Origin of the sequence: Phaeobacter sp. A36a-5a, assembly GCF_037911135.1 — a bacterium.
In the GTDB taxonomy this organism is placed as follows: Bacteria; Pseudomonadota; Alphaproteobacteria; order Rhodobacterales; family Rhodobacteraceae; genus Phaeobacter; species Phaeobacter bryozoorum.
Window position 1 is genome coordinate 199,500 of the sequence record NZ_JBBLYU010000003.1, and the last position, 18,449, is coordinate 217,948.

The following is an 18,449-nucleotide window of genomic DNA, read 5'->3' on the forward strand; positions in this document are numbered from 1 at the left end:
TCGGCGAGGATATTTGGAGCCAGAAGATGGGTAGGGTTTCATTAACCAGAATCGACGAGCCTCGACAGGCGGTACAGGCGGGGACGCCGATGACCGCGCCAGGAGATGGCCCCCGGTTGCGGCAGCGCCCTTCCGGGGGCTTGATCCTTTCTGCATCTTCTGGCCTTAAATATCCTCGCCGAAGGCGAAATCTGACCCGCCCGCCCGACGCGTCCGGGTAGAGCCTGAGACCGTTCGCCGCCATGCTTTCAACCACCATGCGAACGCAACAGCTCCCGGCTGATAATGTGACGCTGGATTTCGCTGGTGCCTTCCCAGATGCGCTCCACCCGAGCATCCCGCCAGATGCGCTCCAGTGGCAGTTCATCCATCAGCCCCATACCGCCATGGATCTGGATCGCCTCATCCGCGACCATCGCCAGCATTTCTGTTGCTTTCAGCTTAGCCATCGACATGTCGGCCTCGGTCACGCTGCCCTGGTCGAATTTCCAAGCGGCTTCCCAGGTCAGCAGGTTGGCGGCCTTCAGCTCTGTTGCCATATCCGCAAGTTTGAAGGAAATGCCCTGAAACTTGCCAATCTGCTGGCCGAACTGGCGACGCTCGGCGGCGTAGGACACCGCGTGATCAAAGGCGCGCTCAGCCCGGCCCAGACAGGTCGCAGCCACCTGAAGACGGGTGGCGCCAAGCCAGGTGTTGGCGAGATCAAAACCCTTGTCGACCTCGCCCAGCACTGCGGTTTTTGGCAGGCGACAGTCGTCGAACTCCAGCACTGCATTGGTATAGCCCCGGTGGCTTACGTTGCGATAGCCGTCACGGACAGTGAACCCCGGCGTGCCCTTGTCGACGAAAAAGGCGGTGATCCGCTTTTTCGGGCCGCGCGCTGTGTCGTCTTCTCCCGTGGCCATGAAAACGATGGCAAAATCCGCGATATCCGCGTGGCTGATGAAATGCTTGGTCCCGTTCAGAACGAAGTCATCGCCGTCCGGGCGCGCTGTCGCGGTCATACCGCGCAGGTCAGAGCCAGCCCCCGGTTCGGTCATCGCAAGACAGTCCCATTTTTCACCGCGAATGCAGGGGTAGAGGTATCTCTCTTTCTGCTCCGGCATGCCGGCCAGAAGGATATTCGAGGGGCGTGCGACGCAGGTCCAGTGCAGGGCGTAATTGGCGCGGCCCAGCTCCTTTTCATAGAGCAGCCAGGTCAGCGTATCGAGGCCGGCACCCCCCACCTCTTCGGGCATGTTGGCGGCGTATAGCCCGGCCTCTATCGCCTTGGCCTGGATGTCGCGGACCCGTTCCATCGGCAGATGGCCACTGCGTTCGACCTCCAGCTCGTGAGGATAGAGCTCCCTGGTGACAAAGGCGCGCGTGGTTTCCACGATCATCGCCTGCTCTTCAGACAGACCAAATTGCATGTCTTGCTCCCCCGTGATGGGATCCCTGTTGACGTTGACCTGAGCCTAGGGCTGGATACGGTCAGTATCGTGCAGCATCGGACATTTTCGTGCCAAACTGGAAGAAACCACACGCTGCAACGCAGCAGATCGACCTATTGCTGTTCGATCAGTTCTCTGGCCATTGCCTTGCCAATACGGTGGAGCCGCTGCGGGCCGCCAACACGTTTGCAGGCCGACCGCTGTACTCCTGGCGGTTCGTGACGCTTGATGGCAATACCGCGATGTCATCGGCGGCGATGGAGGTCAGCGCGCAGGCGCCGCTGAGCAAAGCTGAGGGCGATATGCTGATCGCCATGCCGAGCTACCGCTATCTGCGCCATGCAACCGAAGCCACATCGCGCGGGTTGCGGGCGGCGCAGCGGCGCTATGGCGTATTGGCGGGATTCGATACCGGTGCCTGGCTGCTGGCTGAGGCCGGGCTTCTGGATGGCTACCGCGCCACCATCCACAGCGCGGAGATCGACGCCTTTGCCGAGGCGTTTCCGACCGTTCAGGCCGAGATGCACCGGTTTCTGTGGGACCGGGACCGGCTGACATGCTCAGGCGCGATGGCGGCATTTGACGGGATACTCGACATGATCGCGCGACAGCACGGGCAGGCCCTGCGACTGGATGTTGCCACCCTGTTCCTGAGCGGCGAGCCAGGGGAGACCGGGACATCCAGACCCGTGCGAAGCGCCTCTGTCGGGCGTGCAATTGCGGTGATGGAGGCCAATCTGGAAACCCCGCTCCCGCTGGGCGAAGTCGCGCGACGGGTTGGGCGGAGCCTGCGGGATCTGGCACGTCGCACGCAGGGCGAATTGGGCACAACGCCGCAGACGCTATATCAGCATCTGCGATTGAAACAGGCAAGACGGCTTGTATTAGAGACGGATTTCAGCATCTCGGAGATCGCCCTGCGCTGCGGCTATGAGAACCCCAGCGCGTTGACCCGCGCCTTTCGCAGCGTCTTTGCCACAACGCCAAGAGACCTGCGCCGCACCCGGAGATAGCAGCCGCAACGCAGGCTGGTGGTTTTCTTGATTTGCAAAAAGCAGCTATTGTTTGCGCTAGCGCGCAAGGGGTCTTGCGCTTGCGCGGGTTATCAGAACAATTGGGCCATGACAGATATCGCATTCCCAAGCTGGCCCGATGTAGCCCCCCAATTGATTGAAGTTGCGGCAGGTCGCCGCCCTGCGGACACGGTGATCCGCCAGGGGGTCTGGGTCAATGTTCACACCCGCGAACAACTGCCCGATCATGACATCGCCATCGTGGCCGGGCGCATCGCCTATGTCGGCCCCGATGCCAGCTATTGCACCGGCCCCGACACCGAGGTGATCGAGGCCAACGGGCGCTATATGATCCCCGGCCTCTGTGATGCGCATATGCATATCGAAAGCGGGATGCTGACCCCCGCAGAATTCGCCCGCGCGGTGATCCCACATGGCACCACCTCGATGTTCACCGACCCGCATGAAATCGCCAATGTCCTGGGTCTGGAGGGCGTGCGCCTGATGCATGACGAGGCGCTGATGCAGCCGGTCAATATCTTTACCCAGATGCCGAGCTGCGCGCCCTCGGCGCCTGGGCTGGAAACCACCGGATATGAGATTTCGCCCGAGGATGTGGCCGAGGCGATGAGCTGGCCGGGCATCATCGGGCTGGGCGAGATGATGAATTTTCCCGGTGTGGCAGCGGGCGATCCCAAGATGCTGGCAGAGATCGCTGCAACCCAGCGCGCGGGCAAGACCGTTGGCGGGCATTATGCCTCGCCTGATCTGGGGCCGGATTTCGCAGCCTATGTGGCTGGCGGTCCGGCGGATGACCACGAAGGCACCTGCGAGGCGGACGCGATTGCCCGGATGCGACAGGGGATGCGCGCGATGGTGCGGCTCGGCTCGGCCTGGTATGACGTTGAGGCGCAGATCACCGCGATCACCGAAAAGGGACTGGATCCGCGCAATTTCATTCTTTGCACCGACGATTGCCACTCCGGCACGCTGGTCAATGACGGCCATATGAACCGGGTGGTGCGCCACGCGATTGAATGCGGCTGTGACCCTTTGATCGCCTTGCAGATGGCCACGATCAACACCGCGACGCATTTCGGGCTGGAGCGTGACATCGGCTCTATCACCCCGGGTCGGCGCGCGGATGTGATCCTGACCTCCGATCTGAAGACCCTGCCGATCGAGCTGGTGATTGCCCGTGGCGAGATCGTAGCCAAGGATGGCGAGATCACCGTGGATTGCCCGCATCTGGACTGGCCCGAAACCGCGCGTGGCACGGTGCATCTGGGCCATCAGCTGGGCGCTGAGGATTTTGAGATCGCCGCGCCTGAGGGCGCAAATGTGATCACCGCCAATGTCATCGGTGTGGTTGAGAACCAGGCCCCGACCAAAGCGCTACAGGCAGAGCTGCCGGTGCAGGACGGGCTGGTCGAGGCCACATTGGCCGAGGCGGGCGACATCTGCCAGATTGCATTGGTGGAACGCCACCGGGCGACGGGTGGCGTCACCAACGCCTTTGTCTCCGGCTTTGGCTACAGCGGCAAGATGGCGATGGCCTCCACCGTGGCGCATGACAGCCACCATATGATCGTGGTCGGCACTGACCGCGCGCAGATGGCGCTGGCGGCCAATCGTCTGGCCGAGGTGGGCGGCGGCATCACCATCTTCCGCGAAGGACAGGAGCTGGCTCTGGTTGAGCTGCCCATTGCCGGGCTGATGTCCGACAGCCCCGCGACGGAGGTTGCCGCCAAGGCGCAGAAGATGGTTGAGGCGATGGAGACCTGCGGCTGCAAGCTCAACAACGCCTATATGCAGCATTCCCTGCTGGCGCTGGTGGTGATCCCCGAATTGCGCATTTCCGATCTGGGGCTGGTGGATGTGCGCAGCTTCGAGAAGATACCGGTCATCGCAAGCGCCGGGCCGTCCTGACCCCCGGCGCGTGTCGGCCGGCCCCCGTGTCCTTTCCAGAGCCACCCCGTCATCCGATGGCAGAGTGCCCCGTTTTTCAGTGATCGAGCATAATCATGACAACAGTTAAGATCCCGCAGCTTCCGGCAGCAGAAGAGTTTACAGATGCCGCGGCGGCCGTTGCCCGGTTGGAGCAGCTGTACCGTGAGGCGACGCAGTTTCTATGCGCCGAGTTTTCGCGCATCCTGACCGATGGTCCCTCCGTCGGCAGCACCGGGACCACCCCGCGTATTCGCGCATTCTACCCTGAGATCCGCTTTACCACGTCGTCTTTTGCACAGGTCGACAGCCGGCTGAGCTATGGGCATGTGTCGGCCCCCGGCACCTATGCAACCACGGTGACCCGCCCGGATCTGTTCCGGCATTACCTGACCCAGCAAATCGGCCTGCTGATCCGCAACCACGGACAGCCGGTGACCATCGCTGTCTCAGATACGCCAATCCCGGTGCATTTTGCCGTGGCGGCCGATCCCAGCCTGACGGTCCCACAGGAAGGCGCTGCCGGTTTCACGCTGCGCGATGTCTTTGACGTACCGGACCTGGCCACCACCAATGACGACATTGTAAACGGCACCTATCAGTCGCCGGACAATATTGGTCCGCTGTCGCTCTTTACCGCGCAGCGGATTGATTATTCGCTGGCCCGGCTGTCGCATTACACGGCGACCGACCCGCAGCATTTTCAAAATCACGTGCTGTTCACCAACTACCAGTTCTATGTCGCCGAATTCGAAGCCTACGCCCGTGCGCAGCTGGCGGATCCGGCCTCTGGCTACAGCAGCTTTGTCAGCACCGGCGATCATGAAATCACCAGCGCGGACGCGGAGATCCCGCCGATTGCGAAGCTGCCGCAGATGCCGACCTATCATCTGAAACGGCAGGACGGCTCGGGCATCACGCTGGTCAATATCGGCGTCGGCCCGTCGAACGCCAAGACCGCCACCGACCATATCGCGGTATTGCGCCCGCACGCCTGGCTGATGGTCGGTCACTGTGCCGGGCTGCGCAACACTCAGACGCTGGGCGATTTTGTGCTGGGGCACGGCTATCTGCGCGAGGATCACGTTCTGGACGACGATCTGCCGATCTGGACCCCGATTCCGGCACTGGCGGAAATCCAGGTCGCGCTTGAGGATGCGGTGGCCGAGGTGACGGAGCTGGAAGGCTACGACCTGAAGCGGATCATGCGGACCGGCACCGTTGCCACCATCGACAACCGCAATTGGGAACTGCGCGATCAATCCGGCCCCGTGCAGAGACTGTCGCAATCCCGTGCCATCGCGCTGGATATGGAAAGCGCCACCATCGCCGCCAATGGCTATCGTTTCCGGGTGCCCTATGGAACGCTGCTCTGTGTGTCGGACAAGCCGCTGCATGGCGAACTGAAGCTACCGGGGATGGCATCTGAGTTTTATCACACCCAGGTTGCCCGCCATTTGCAGATCGGGATAAAGGCGATGGAGCAGTTGCGTGGCATGCCATTGGAACGTTTGCACAGCCGAAAACTGCGTTCCTTTGACGAAACAGCCTTTCTCTGAGGGTGATTTTCCCGCTAATTCTTCAAAAACCCCTATTTTATGGGGTTTTTGACAACACTACTCGTTGTGTTCGGCCACAACATAACGCTAGAGTTACGCGATGAGGCCCCATAACTCGGGCAGTGACAAGGAGACCTAAGAATGTCCAAACCGATGACCAAGACCCAGCTTGTTGCCGCACTGGCTGAAGAGATGGACAGCGACAAAAAAGCGGCAGGCGCTGCGCTTGACGCCGTTTGCGCGCTGATCACCCGCGAAGTTTCCGGCGGTGGTGCCGTGACTCTGCCCGGCGTTGGCAAGATCTACTGCCGCGAGCGCCCCGAGCGCGAAGTGCGCAACCCGGCCACCGGTGAGAAATTCACCAAAGAGGCCGACAAAGTGGTCAAGATGACCATCGCCAAAGCGCTGAAAGACAGCGTGAACGGCTAAGGGTCAAGGCACGGTTGACCGTGTTTCGGGTCGCCTTTCGGGCGGCCCTTTTTTGTGCCTGAACAGCGCAGCTCCCGAAAAATCAAGATCCCCAACCGGCCAGCCGAATTCGGTTCCCAGCGAATGCTTGTCTTGCTAAACATATCGCGACCACACCCGAACGGGCTGCGGCACCGGACCGGCAGGGGGATATGTCGATGGATCTGCGCGCTTTGGCGATGGGGCTGGCCTTTGCCTTCATGTGGTCGTCTGCCTTTACTTCGGCTCGGATCATCGTCGCCGATGCTTCGCCGCTATACTCGCTTGCCTTCCGCTTTCTTATTTCCGGCCTGATCGGTGTCGCTGTTGCCCGCTACATGGGCCAGAGCTGGCGTCTGACACGCGGCCAGCTGCGCGCCACCATCGTCTTTGGCATCTGCCAGAACGCGCTCTATCTGGGCCTCAACTTCGTCGCCATGGAAACCATCGAAGCCTCGCTGGCCGCGATCATCGCATCGACCATGCCGATGCTGGTCGCCATCGCGCTCTGGCTGGCCTATGGTGAGCGGCTGCCCCGGCTGGGTGTTGCCGGGCTGCTGGCCGGGGTGGTGGGGGTTGCCCTGATCATGGGAACCCGCATCAGCGCGGGTGTCGACCTCTTTGGCCTCACGCTCTGCGGGATCGGTGTTCTGGCCCTGACGCTGGCCACCTTGGCGCTGCGGGGGGCAACCTCGGGTGGCAACTTCATGATGGTGGTGGGGTTGCAGATGCTGGTCGGCTCTGCCGTGCTGTTCGCAGTTGCACCTATGGTGGAAACCTTCCGGCTGAACCCCAGCTGGCCGCTAGCGCTGGCCTTTCTCTACACCACCCTGGTGCCGGGGCTGACGGCGACCTTCATCTGGGTTCTGCTGCTGAACAGGATCGGTGCCGTGCGGGCCGCCACCTTCCATTTTCTCAACCCAGTCTTCGGTGTGGCTGTTGCCAGTCTGCTGCTGGGCGAAAAGTTGGGGCTGCTGGACCTGATCGGCGTCGGTATCGTCACCTTTGGCATTCTGGCGGTCCAGCTGGCGCGGCAATCGGCGCAGCAGCGCCCCTGAGGATGGCACGTGCCCTGCCTCTTTCGTCACACACAAACGCGAGCGGATGAAATACAGCTTTGCTTTTGCCCCGAAGGACACCATTTACAGCTGAACAGCCAAGATCGGAGGACATGATGCGCAGTTATTCCAAAGACCCGGACGCCATTGCGGCCCTCTCGGAAGAAGAATATTACGTCACCCAGCAATCCGGCACCGAACGCCCCGGCACCGGCAAGCTGCTGGGCAACAAGGAGCCGGGGATCTATGTGGATATCGTCTCCGGTGAGCCATTGTTTGCCTCGTCAGACAAATATGAGTCCGGCTGCGGCTGGCCCAGCTTTACCAAACCCATCGAAACCGCCCATGTTCAGGAGCTGGAAGACCGGAGCCTGGGGATGATCCGCACCGAAGTCCGCTCGACCCATGGAGACAGCCATCTGGGCCATGTGTTCCCGGACGGCCCGGCAGATCGCGGCGGTCTGCGCTATTGCATCAATTCGGCCTCCCTGCGGTTCGTCCATCTGGACGATATGCAGGCAGAAGGCTACGGCGACTATATCGATCAAGTGGAGGATATTAGATGAGCAGCACAACAGAACGCGCCGTCCTGGCCGGTGGGTGTTTCTGGGGCATGCAGGACCTGATCCGCAAGCGCCCCGGTATCATCAGCACCCGGGTTGGATATTCCGGCGGCGATGTGCCCAATGCGACCTATAAGAACCACGGCACCCATGCCGAGGCGATCGAGGTGATTTTTGACCCGAGCCAGACCAGCTATCGCACGCTGCTGGAGTTCTTCTTTCAGATCCATGATCCAACCACGGTCAATCAGCAGGGCAATGATCTGGGCATGAGCTACCGCTCTGCGATCTACTATGTTGACGACCGCCAGAAAGAAATTGCCGAAGACACCATTGCGGATGTCGATGCGTCAGGTCTCTGGCCCGGCAAGGTGGTGACCGAGGTCGAACCCGTTGGCGATTTCTGGGAGGCCGAACCGGAGCATCAGGATTACCTGGAACGGCAGCCAAACGGCTACACCTGCCACTTTGCGCGCCCGGATTGGGTTCTGCCCCGCAGGAATGAGACCGCCGCCGAGTAAGTAACCGGTGGCACGATCGTGCCACCGGCTCACTCACTCATCAAAGATTGGCGAAAAATTGGCACCTTTCACTAAGTTTATTCCATGGATTGCATCAGCTTTGTTCCAATAGCTTTCCGCAGAGTCTGCTACAGTGTGGTGGTTTGCAGCTCGCAATGACCAGCGCCATTGGTTTGCAGCATCTCGATACAGTTTGAAGTACATCCTTCAAACTCCTTTCATTCGCGGACTAATGCCGCGTCTCCAGAAAATGCTGCTCTGCACTTGACCGTCACGTTAATCGCATGCGATTCTATGACGTGTTTAGCGACACGGCCGTATGCAATGCAGCGGCTCGGCGCCTTGGGAATCCCCTTGGCGCCTTTTATTTTATCCACAGGCATGCGGGAGTCGAGTCCTTTACTTGCGACTGCCTACAACAAATTGTTGATATAGGATAATCCCAACACAAAATATGGAAGTTAGCCTGTGGCAATGCGCGGACGACCGCTCGCCTCCACCGTCAGAAAGGCCTCGACAAAAACCTCCCGCGCCTCGACTTCGGCGATGCGGATATCCCTTTCCACCTGGATGGAAATATCCTGCGCGCCTGCGGCCTCTGCGGCGGCACGGGCTTCGGCCCGCAGCTCGGCTTCCAACCGCTCAAGAGCCTCCTGCGAACCGGTGAAATCCTCCGGGCCATTCTCCAGATGGACGCGAAACCGGCCTTCCTCAGGTGCGGTAACCGTGCCGCTGCGCCGCATGGTGATACGGCCCACCACCGCGCCAATGGCATTTGCCACGCCTGCGTGTTCCGGTAGGATCATACGGCAATGAAGCCGGGTCCCGACCGCGGGATAGTAGCTGGGCGCCGAGGCTCCAAGCCCGACGACATCGACATTGAGGCCAGCGCTGAGAGCGACCAGCCCCTGATGTCGGGATAGCCCGCGCTGCATCAGAACATGGCGGGCAAGCTGATCCGGCGAGGTTCCAAAGGCCGGAGCATCTTCGGCAATAGCAGTCTCTAACAGGGTGAGCGACGTCTGTTCCGTCATCTGATCTACGATCATCCGTGCCAATGTCACGGCATCCGGTGCGAGCCGGTCCCCCGACCCCACGCGGCGGCGGGCAAAAAGAGTCAGCGCCTTCTGCGCTGCATCGCCATCCCAGCTGCTAAGCCGTCCAAGGACATGGCTGGCATCGGACGGGGTGACGCCGGCGATCTGCACCAGGCCGCGATCCACCAGCCGCATCAGCGCGCCCTGCTCGATCCGGGTGTGCAGCACGGCGCCCAGCGGATGTGTCTGCGTCCCGATCCGGTCCAGAACCCGGGCCTCCCGGTCGCTCAACCCCACTGGTGTCTGTCCCGGAATCGCGCGAACAAACTGCCCGTCATATTCGCCGACAGTCACTGCGCGCAGCTGACTGTCGAGCGTTGCATGAACCACCTCAGGGGACATATTGGCGATCAGGGAAATCGGCAGCACGCGACGCGGGCCAAGGGTCACACCGCCACTCATACCGGCAGCGATCGGATGCACCTGACTGTCACCGCCCAGGCCGCTGGTGCGCATGGCCACGGCCTCAACCATGGTGCGATAGCCGCCAACCTCGGCGCCGACCGGATCAATCTTGGGCTTGCCGTTCTCGATCAATGCGACATCGGTGGTGGTGCCGCCGATATCACTGACAAGCGCAGTCTCGACGCCGGTCAGCCAGCGGGCACCGACCAGCGATGCAGCCGGTCCGCTCAGGATGGTTTCAATTGGACGGGCGCGGGCCTGCTGTGACGACATCAAGGCGCCATCACCCCTCACAACCATCATCTGAGCAGTCACGCCGAGCTCGCTCAGGCGGGATTCAGCGCGCCCGATCAACCGGTCGATCATTCCGATGAGCCGCGCGTTCAGCACAGCCGTCAACGCCCGCTTCGGCCCGTTGAGCCGCGCCGACAGCTGGTGCGAACAGGTCACCGGAACGTCAGTTTCTTCGGCGATGATCCGGGCAACTTCCAGCTCGTGCGCTGGATTGCGCGTCGCAAACTGGCCGGCAATTGCAAAACCGCTGACCGATACGGCCTCGCGCTGGAGAAACGCGCGCAGTGCCTCCCGGTCCAAGGGCGCCGCCTCGCTACCGGAATGGCTGTGCCCCCCCTCCAGCACCAGTGCCGGGTCGCCCTTCAGCGCCTCGCGCAGGCCGTGACGATCCAGATCCGCCTCGCCGAACCCGATATAGATCAGCGCAACGCGCCCCCCCTGCCCTTCGACCAGCGCATTGGTCGCAAGCGTCGTGGACAAAGCTGCAAGCGCGATCTCTGACGGCGCTACCTGTGCCTGCGCAAGTACGGCAGCGACGGCTTCCCCAACTCCGATGGCCAGATCCTGCCGCGTCGTCAGCGCCTTGGCCTTTGCCAGCACATCGCGATCATCCCGGATCAATACCGCGTCGGTATAGGTTCCGCCCGTGTCCACCCCAAGCAAAAGCGCCATGCCCGTCCTCCGTTCGCCTTAATCTTGATCCTGGTCATCGGTTTAGCGAAGCTGCCGCGACGATCCATCCTGTTTGCGTCACCTCAGTCGCTGAACCGCCCAGCGGGCCGCATCCGCCACAGTCGGGTCAGGATCCGCGACCAGAGCCTCGGCCACGGGCCGCAGGGCAGGCAGGCCGGAGTTACCGACGGCATAAAGCACATTGCGCACAAAGCGATCTCGCCCGATCCGCTTGATGGGGGAACCGGAAAACAACGCCCGGAACCCGGCATCGTCCAGCCGAGCCAGCTCCGCCAGCTGCGGAGCCTCGAACTCGGGTCGCGCCGCATAGCGCATATCGCTGGCGGCGACTGCAAATTTGTTCCAGGGGCAGGCCGCCAGGCAATCATCACAGCCGTAGATCCGGTTGCCCAGCTTGGCGCGCAGCTCCTCATCGACCGGGCCCTTGTGCTCGATGGTGAGGTAAGAAATGCAACGCCGCGCATCCAGCTGATACGGGGCGGGGAACGCATCTGTCGGGCAGGCCGCCAGACAGGACCGGCACGATCCGCAACGGTCGCGCTCTGCCGAGTCGGCAGGCAGGTCCAATGTTGTGAAAACAGAGCCTATGAAGGCCCAGTTGCCCCAGTCCCGGCTGACCAGATTGGTGTGTTTGCCCTGCCACCCAAGGCCCGCCGCCTGGCCCAGCGGCTTCTCCGGAACCGGCGCGGTGTCGACAAATACCTTGACCTCGGCAGGCTCATCCGCCCGCTCGGCTTCCGCGATCAGCCAGCGTGCCAGCCGTTTCAAGCGCTTCTTCACAAGATCATGATAATCCTTGTTGCGCGCATAGACGGAAATCGCGCCGCGCTCTGCCTGCCCCACAACGGCCATCGGATCCACCTCTGGCGTGTAGCTTTCAGCCAGCATGATCACAGAGCGCGCCTCAGGCCAGAGCTGGGCTGGATCGCCGCGCCAGTGGCTGCGTTCCTCCATCCAGCCCATCTGACCGTGATATCCCGCTTCAAGAAACGCCTGAAGCCGAGCGGGCACCTGCGGCACATCCCAGGGACGACAGATCCGACAGGCCACAAACCCCTCGGCAAGGGCCTGTTTCACCAACCTGTCCTTGATGCCGTGTGTTGCTATCATCTGGCTAGAAATATCCTCGGGGGTGAATTGAGTCCAAGGGACTCAAGAGGGGGCAGACAGCCCCCTTCTGCCCGTGTCTATCAGAAATCCAGATCGGCGTAATGGGCCGGTGGGCTGAAACCGGGGATCTGATCGGCAAGGATCGACCGGAACGCCGGGCGTGACTTGATCTTTGCGTACCAGTCCTTCACCACGGCGGACCGGTTCCAATCAACATCGGATATATAGTCCAACGACGACAGATGCGCGGCGGCGGCGAAATCTGCCAGGGTCATTTGATCGCCAGCCAGCCAGCGGCGATGGTCCAGCAGCCAGGCCAGATAGTCGAGGTGATATTTGATCGCCCGCGCACCCGCCTTGACGTTGCCACTGTCGGGGTAGCCCTGCCCGGTCACCTTCTTGTTCACCCGCTCATAGAGCAGCTTTGAGGTGACCTCATGGTGAAATTTATCATCGAACCAGCTGACCAGACGGCGCACCTCGTAGCGACCATCGGGATCGCTGGGCATCAACGAGGGTTCCGGGCGGGTTTCCTCAAGGTATTCGCAGATCGCGGCACTTTCGGCCATCAGCTTGCCATCCAGGCGGATCACCGGAACCTTCGCCGCCGGATTGCGGCGCAGGAAATCGGCCTCCTGCTCCCAGTAGCGTTCCTCGACCAGCTCGACCTCGATCCGCTTTTCGGCCAGGGACAGGCGCACTTTACGGCAGAAGGGGGAGAGGGGCACATGATAGAGGCGGGCCATGGGACAGCGGATCTCCTGTTGCGGGTGGCTGGGATCAGACAGCAATGCCCAAAAGCGCCAGAAGTTTCAATCCTCGAAACAGGCCGCCCTGCCATCTGCGCGAATGGTGGCCGCCCCATCCATGATCTGCGCCGCCCGCTTGCGCATGAACGCAGTGGGTTTTGCTGCCGAACGCTCTTTGGGATTGGGCAGAACGGTGGCCAGAAGGGCAGCCTGCCTGCGGCTCAGCTCATCCGGACCGACACCGAAATAATGCCGCGCGGCCGCCTCGGCGCCAAACACACCTTCGCCCATTTCAGCGACATTCAGGTAGACTTCCAGAATGCGCCGTTTGCTCCAGACCGCCTCAACCATCGGCGTCATCAGTGTTTCCAGCGCCTTGCGGAACCAGCTGCGCCCCTGCCACAGAAAGACATTCTTCACCACCTGCTGAGAGATGGTCGACCCTCCACGCTGGCCGCCTTCGGCGATTGCCGCGCGGATGGCCTCCGCATCAAGGCCCCAATGCTGGCAGAACCGGGCATCTTCGGCGGCGACAACCGAACGCCCCAAGGCCGGAGCGATATGTTCGATGGGAACCCATTCGCGGTCAATATCACCAAGACGGCGATATTCAGACCAGATGGTATGGGTGATCGGCGGGTTGATCACGGAAAACAGCAGGATCGGCAGCAGGGTCAGCGCAACAAAGACCAGCGCAGCCCGTCCCAGCCAGCGACGCAGGAGACGACGCGGTGACAGCTTTGCGCGGGGTTTACCCTTGGCTGCTGCCTTGCTGCGGGCTTTGCCCTTGGGGGGAGCCTTGGATGCCCCGGTTGATTTTCCTGCCTTCGCCATAGGGTCTCTATACGGCACAGAACGGGCCCGCTCCAACCGCGAAATCCCTTGGCCCGCAAGAGATTGCCCAGAGCAAGCGCCCGGAGGTGAAAAGGCCCCGACCGCAGCAGCGACCGGAGCCCATCCAAGGCACATGCAGAGGAAGTGGCGGGGCCTATTCCGCCGGAACGGCTGCTGCCTCGATCGCCAAAGGCTGGGGCAGTTTGTTCAGCATTTCCTTCGGGCAGATTTGCAGGAAATTGCCCTTCTCATTTTCCCAATGCTGCAGGATCTCAGCGGCCTTGCGGCTGCCGGTTTCCTCCAGATGGCGCTCGATCAGACCTTTCAGCTGATCTTCCCAATGCGCCACGGTCACCGGACAGGTCACCAGTGACTCTATGTTCATCAGGGTTTCTGCCTTGCCTTCGGGATCGTAGATGTAGGCCATACCACCGGTCATACCCGCGCCGAAGTTGGCGCCGATCTTGCCCAGGATCACCGCGATCCCGCCGGTCATGTATTCACAGCCACAGGCACCGCAGCCCTCGACAACCACGCTCGCCCCTGAGTTACGAACCGCGAACCGCTCGCCGGCACGCCCGGCTGCGAAGAGATAGCCAGCCGTCGCACCATAGAGAACGGTATTGCCGACGATGGTGTTTTCGCTGGCGTTCAGCGGCGATGCCATCGGCGGGCGCACCACGATGGTTCCACCGGAGAGACCCTTGCCCACATAGTCATTGGCATCCCCGGAGACCTCAAGCTTCAGACCGGGGGCCGCAAAGGCACCGAGCGACTGCCCGGCGGAGCCTTGCAGCTTCACCGTCAGGTGGTCTGACTGCAGCGTGTTGCGCATACCGAAGTTGCGGACGATATGGCTGGAGGTGCGGGTGCCCACGGTCCGGTGGGTGTTCTGCACCGCATAGGACAGCTGCATCTTCTCACCGTCCTGCAGGAAGCGGGCGGCATCGCGTACGATCTCCGCATCCAGCGTATCCGGCACCGGGTTGCGCTCCTTATCGCGGTTGTAGACGATATTGGCAGAGCCATCGACCGTGATCAGAAGCGGGTTCAGGTCGAGGTCGTCCAGATGGGCAGAGCCACGCGACACCTGCGCTAGAAGATCGGCCCGGCCAATGACATCCTCCAGCGACCGCGCGCCAATGGAAGCCAGAATTTCCCGTACTTCCTGCGCATAGAAGGTGATGAGGTTTACCACCTTGTCGGCATTGCCGGTGAACTTGCCGCGCAGGGCCTCATCCTGAGTACACACGCCCACCGGGCAGGTGTTGGACTGGCACTGGCGCACCATGATGCAGCCCATGGCGATCAGCGCAGCGGTGCCGATACCATATTCCTCGGCGCCCAGCATGGCCGCCATGACGATGTCGCGGCCGGTGCGCAGACCGCCATCGGTGCGCAGCGTCACCCGGTCACGCAGGTTGTTCATGCTCAGCACCTGATGCGCCTCGGTCAGGCCCATCTCCCACGGGAGGCCAGCATATTTGATCGAGGTCGCAGGCGAGGCCCCGGTGCCACCGTTATGGCCGGAGATCAGGATGATGTCTGCCTTTGCCTTGGCCACGCCGGCCGCGATGGTGCCAACGCCCGAGGACGCGACCAGTTTCACCGTCACCTTGCAGCGCGGGTTGATCTGCTTCAGGTCGTAGATCAGCTGCGCCAGATCCTCGATCGAGTAGATATCGTGGTGCGGCGGCGGCGAAATCAGGGTCACACCTTTGGTCGAGTGACGCAGGCGGGCAATCAGGTCGGTGACCTTCATCCCCGGCAGCTGACCGCCCTCGCCGGGCTTGGCGCCCTGGGCCACCTTGATTTCCAGCTCTTCGCACTGGTTCAGATATTCAGCGGTCACACCAAAGCGGCCCGACGCCACCTGCTTGATCTTTGCCGACGGGTTGTCGCCGTTCGGCTCCGGCACGAAATGTGCGGGATCTTCGCCGCCCTCGCCGGAGTCGGACTTGGCACCGATGCGGTTCATTGCGACGTTCAGAGTCTTATGCGCCTCAGGCGACAGCGCGCCCAAGCTCATCCCCGGCGTGACAAAGCGCTTGCGGATCGAGGTGATGCTCTCGACCTCTTCAATCGGCACCGGCTTGCCCAGAGGCTTGATGTCCAGCAGATCGCGCAGGTGAATCGGCGGGTTCGACTGCATCTTTGCCGAATATTGCTTCCACAGCTCAAACGAGGCCCGGTTGCAGGCCATCTGCATCATATGCATCGAGGTCGCTTCCCAGGCGTGGGTTTCGCCGGATTTGCGCGCCTTGTAGAAGCCACCGATGGGCAGGACATCCTGACCGCCCGACCATGCCTTGGCGTGGATTTCTTCCAGTTTGGTCTGAATGCCGGTGACACCGATGCCAGAAATCCGGGAAACCATGCCGGGGAAATATTCCGCACACATCGCACGGCTGAGGCCCACCGCCTCGAAGTTGAGACCACCACGATAGGAGGAGATCACCGAGATGCCCATTTTCGCCATGATCTTCAAAAGACCCTGGTCGATGGCTTCACGGTAACGGGCGACATTCTCGGTCAGACTGCCATCCAGCAGGCCACGCTCAATACGGTCAGCCAGCGAATCCTCGGCCAGATAGGCGTTTACAACGGTGGCACCACAGCCGATCAGCACCGCAAAGTAATGCGGGTCGATACATTCGGCAGAGCGCACATTCAGCGAACAGAAGGTCCGCAGGCCCTTGCGGGTCAGATGCGAATGCACGGCGGAGGTCGCCAGGATCATCGGCATCGCCACGCGGCCCTCGCCCGAATGCTGATCGGTCAGGACAATGTGACCGGCTCCGGAGCTGACAGCCTCCTCCGCTTCGGCGCGGACACGGGCCAGCGCCGCATTGAGAGACCCCTGGCCGGGGGCAAAGCTACAGTCGATTTCAGCCAGCGGCGCGTTCAGGTTCTTGACCAGCTCATCCCATTGGGAATTGCCGATAAAGGGGCTTTCCAGCACGATGATCTCGGTCTGGGAGCTGTCTTCATCAAGCACGTTCTTGAGGTTACCAAACCGGGTCTTCAACGACATCACACGATATTCGCGCAGGCTGTCGATCGGCGGGTTGGTCACCTGAGAGAAGTTCTGGCGGAAGAAATGGCTCAGCGGGCGGTACATTTTAGACAGCACTGCCGACGGCGTATCATCCCCCATTGAGGCCAGAGTTTCCTTGCCGTCCTCGGCCATCGGCGCAAGAATCTGTTCCAGTTCCTCGATGGTATAGCCAGCGGCAATCTGGCGGCGGCGCAGTGCGTCCCCGCTGAACAACGGCTTTTCGGTAACGGTGGCCAGGGTGCTGTCCAGATCGTTGATCTTCTTCACCCAATCGCCAAACGGCAGCGCGGAGGCCAGTTTGTTCTTGATCGCGGTGTCGTGGAACAGCTTGCCCTTCTTCATATCGACAGCCAGCATCTGACCCGGACCAAGCGCACCCTTTTCAACCACGGTGGCCTCGTCAATCGGAACCATGCCCGCCTCGGAGCCTGCGATCACCAGACCATCGCCGGTGACCACGTAGCGCATCGGGCGCAGGCCGTTGCGGTCCAGACCGGCGCAAACCCAGCGGCCATCGGTCATCGCCAGCGCGGCCGGGCCATCCCAAGGCTCCATCACGGAGTTGCAATAGGAATACATATCGCGCCAGGCCTGCGGCAGTTCCACCGCCTGCTTGGACCAGCTTTCGGGAACCAGCATGGTCTTTGCCATCGGCGCCGAGCGACCGGCGCGGACCAGAACTTCAAACACCGAGTCCAGTGCCGCGGAGTCGGAGGACCCGCTGGCGACGATGGGTTTGATATCCTCGGCATAGTCACCAAAGGTCGAAGAGGCCATACGGATCTCGTGGCTCTTCATCCAGTTCATGTTGCCTTTCAGCGTGTTGATCTCGCCGTTATGGGCGAGCATGCGGAAGGGCTGGGCCAGCCACCACTGCGGGAACGTGTTGGTGGAATAGCGCTGATGATAGATTGCAAAGGCGCTTTCAAACCGTTCGTCCATCAGGTCGGGGTAGAACACGGCAACCTGCTCGGCCAGCATCATGCCCTTGTAGATGATCGAGCGGCAGGACAGCGACGCGATATAGAGCTGGCCGACCTGCGCGGCGGCAGCGGCTTTTTCGATGCGGCGGCGAATAACATAGAGCTCGCGCTCGAATGTTTCCTCGTCCACACCCTTTGAGTTGGAGATCAGGATCTGCTCAATCTCAGGGCGGGTGGCGTTGGCCTTCTCGCCGAGGCAGGTGACATCCACCGGCACATGGCGCCAGCCGTAGATGTAGTAGCCCATCCGCAGAACTTCGCTTTCCACGATGGTCCGGCAGCGTTCCTGAGCGCCAAAGTCCGTGCGTGGCAGGAAGACCTGGCCTACCGCCATCAGTTGATCTTCGCGCGGCTCGTGGCCGGTGCGGCGCACCTGATCATAGAAGAACGGTGCCGGGATCTGAACGTGGATACCGGCGCCATCGCCGGTCATGCCGTCCGCATCAACTGCACCTCGGTGCCAGATCGCTTTCAGCGCGTTGATGCCGGCCTCAACCACCTTGCGGCTGCGCTTGCCGTTGACCGAGACAACAAGGCCAACACCGCAGGAGGAATGCTCTTCCTCCTCGGCATAAAGACCGTTCTCGGCCATCCATTGACGCTTTGCCTCTTCGGCGCGAACCCATTCTGCATCATATTTTGTCATGTCATGCTCCCATTCCGGTGGGCGGCCCCCTAAGGGCGG

14 protein-coding genes are annotated in these 18,449 nt (G+C 61.5%); 7 read left to right on the forward strand and 7 right to left on the reverse strand.

The features are described 5' to 3' along the window. Positions 1–248: 248 nt before the first annotated feature. Entirely contained in the window at positions 249–1,412 is a 1,164-nt protein-coding gene (locus WLQ66_RS14385) for an acyl-CoA dehydrogenase family protein (protein ID WP_340547021.1), read from the reverse strand. An 89-nt stretch (positions 1,413–1,501) separates the two neighbouring features. Here WLQ66_RS14385 and WLQ66_RS14390 point away from each other — a divergent pair, with 89 nt between their 5' ends. From WLQ66_RS14390 to msrA, 7 genes are all read left to right on the forward strand, one after another. Then, positions 1,502–2,446 (forward strand): GlxA family transcriptional regulator, encoded by a 945-nt coding sequence (locus WLQ66_RS14390; RefSeq protein WP_340547022.1) that lies wholly within the window; start codon positions 1,502–1,504, stop codon positions 2,444–2,446. 108 nt (positions 2,447–2,554) lie between these two features. Further along, positions 2,555–4,375, forward strand: a complete 1,821-nt coding sequence (ade, locus tag WLQ66_RS14395) for an adenine deaminase (protein WP_340547023.1) — start codon at positions 2,555–2,557, stop codon at positions 4,373–4,375. A gap of 95 nt (positions 4,376–4,470) precedes the next feature. Beyond that, positions 4,471–5,952: an AMP nucleosidase gene (locus tag WLQ66_RS14400; RefSeq protein WP_340547024.1), complete on the forward strand. Its 1,482-nt coding sequence runs from the start codon at positions 4,471–4,473 to the stop codon at positions 5,950–5,952. Between the two features lie 141 nt (positions 5,953–6,093). Beyond that, a complete protein-coding gene (locus tag WLQ66_RS14405) occupies positions 6,094–6,381 on the forward strand; it encodes an HU family DNA-binding protein (RefSeq protein WP_014876311.1) in 288 nt (95 codons plus the stop codon). Between the two features lie 197 nt (positions 6,382–6,578). After that, positions 6,579–7,457 carry a DMT family transporter gene (locus tag WLQ66_RS14410; protein WP_340547025.1) on the forward strand — a complete coding sequence of 293 codons (879 nt, stop codon included), beginning with the start codon at positions 6,579–6,581 and terminating at the stop codon, positions 7,455–7,457. Positions 7,458–7,573: 116 nt separating this feature from the next. Then, positions 7,574–8,023: a peptide-methionine (R)-S-oxide reductase MsrB gene (gene msrB, locus WLQ66_RS14415; RefSeq protein WP_340547249.1), complete on the forward strand. Its 450-nt coding sequence runs from the start codon at positions 7,574–7,576 to the stop codon at positions 8,021–8,023. Continuing rightward, the gene (gene msrA, locus WLQ66_RS14420) at positions 8,020–8,541 is read left to right on the forward strand and encodes a peptide-methionine (S)-S-oxide reductase MsrA (protein WP_340547026.1); all 522 of its coding nucleotides are present in this window, start codon (positions 8,020–8,022) and stop codon (positions 8,539–8,541) included. Before msrB ends, msrA begins: the two co-directional genes overlap by 4 nt. Positions 8,542–8,574: 33 nt before the next feature. Here the strand turns inward: msrA and WLQ66_RS14425 are convergent, their stop codons facing one another. The 6 genes from WLQ66_RS14425 to gltB all read right to left on the reverse strand — a co-directional run bounded on the left by WLQ66_RS14425 (position 8,575) and on the right by gltB (position 18,410). Next, positions 8,575–8,745: a YegP family protein gene (locus tag WLQ66_RS14425; protein ID WP_340547027.1), complete on the reverse strand. Its 171-nt coding sequence runs from the start codon at positions 8,743–8,745 to the stop codon at positions 8,575–8,577. A 257-nt stretch (positions 8,746–9,002) separates the two neighbouring features. After that, positions 9,003–11,009: a hydantoinase/oxoprolinase N-terminal domain-containing protein gene (locus tag WLQ66_RS14430; RefSeq protein ID WP_340547028.1), complete on the reverse strand. Its 2,007-nt coding sequence runs from the start codon at positions 11,007–11,009 to the stop codon at positions 9,003–9,005. 78 nt (positions 11,010–11,087) lie between these two features. Next, positions 11,088–12,140 (reverse strand): tRNA epoxyqueuosine(34) reductase QueG, encoded by a 1,053-nt coding sequence (gene queG, locus WLQ66_RS14435; RefSeq protein WP_340547029.1) that lies wholly within the window; start codon positions 12,138–12,140, stop codon positions 11,088–11,090. An 80-nt stretch (positions 12,141–12,220) separates the two neighbouring features. Continuing rightward, positions 12,221–12,886, reverse strand: coding sequence for an FtsZ-binding protein FzlA (gene fzlA, locus WLQ66_RS14440; protein ID WP_340547030.1), 666 nt, complete (start codon positions 12,884–12,886; stop codon positions 12,221–12,223). Positions 12,887–12,952: 66 nt separating this feature from the next. Next, positions 12,953–13,723, reverse strand: a complete 771-nt coding sequence (mtgA, locus tag WLQ66_RS14445; protein WP_340547031.1) for a monofunctional biosynthetic peptidoglycan transglycosylase — start codon at positions 13,721–13,723, stop codon at positions 12,953–12,955. 154 nt (positions 13,724–13,877) lie between these two features. Next, positions 13,878–18,410 (reverse strand): glutamate synthase large subunit, encoded by a 4,533-nt coding sequence (gltB, locus tag WLQ66_RS14450; protein WP_340547032.1) that lies wholly within the window; start codon positions 18,408–18,410, stop codon positions 13,878–13,880. Between the last annotated feature and the right edge of the window lie 39 nt (positions 18,411–18,449).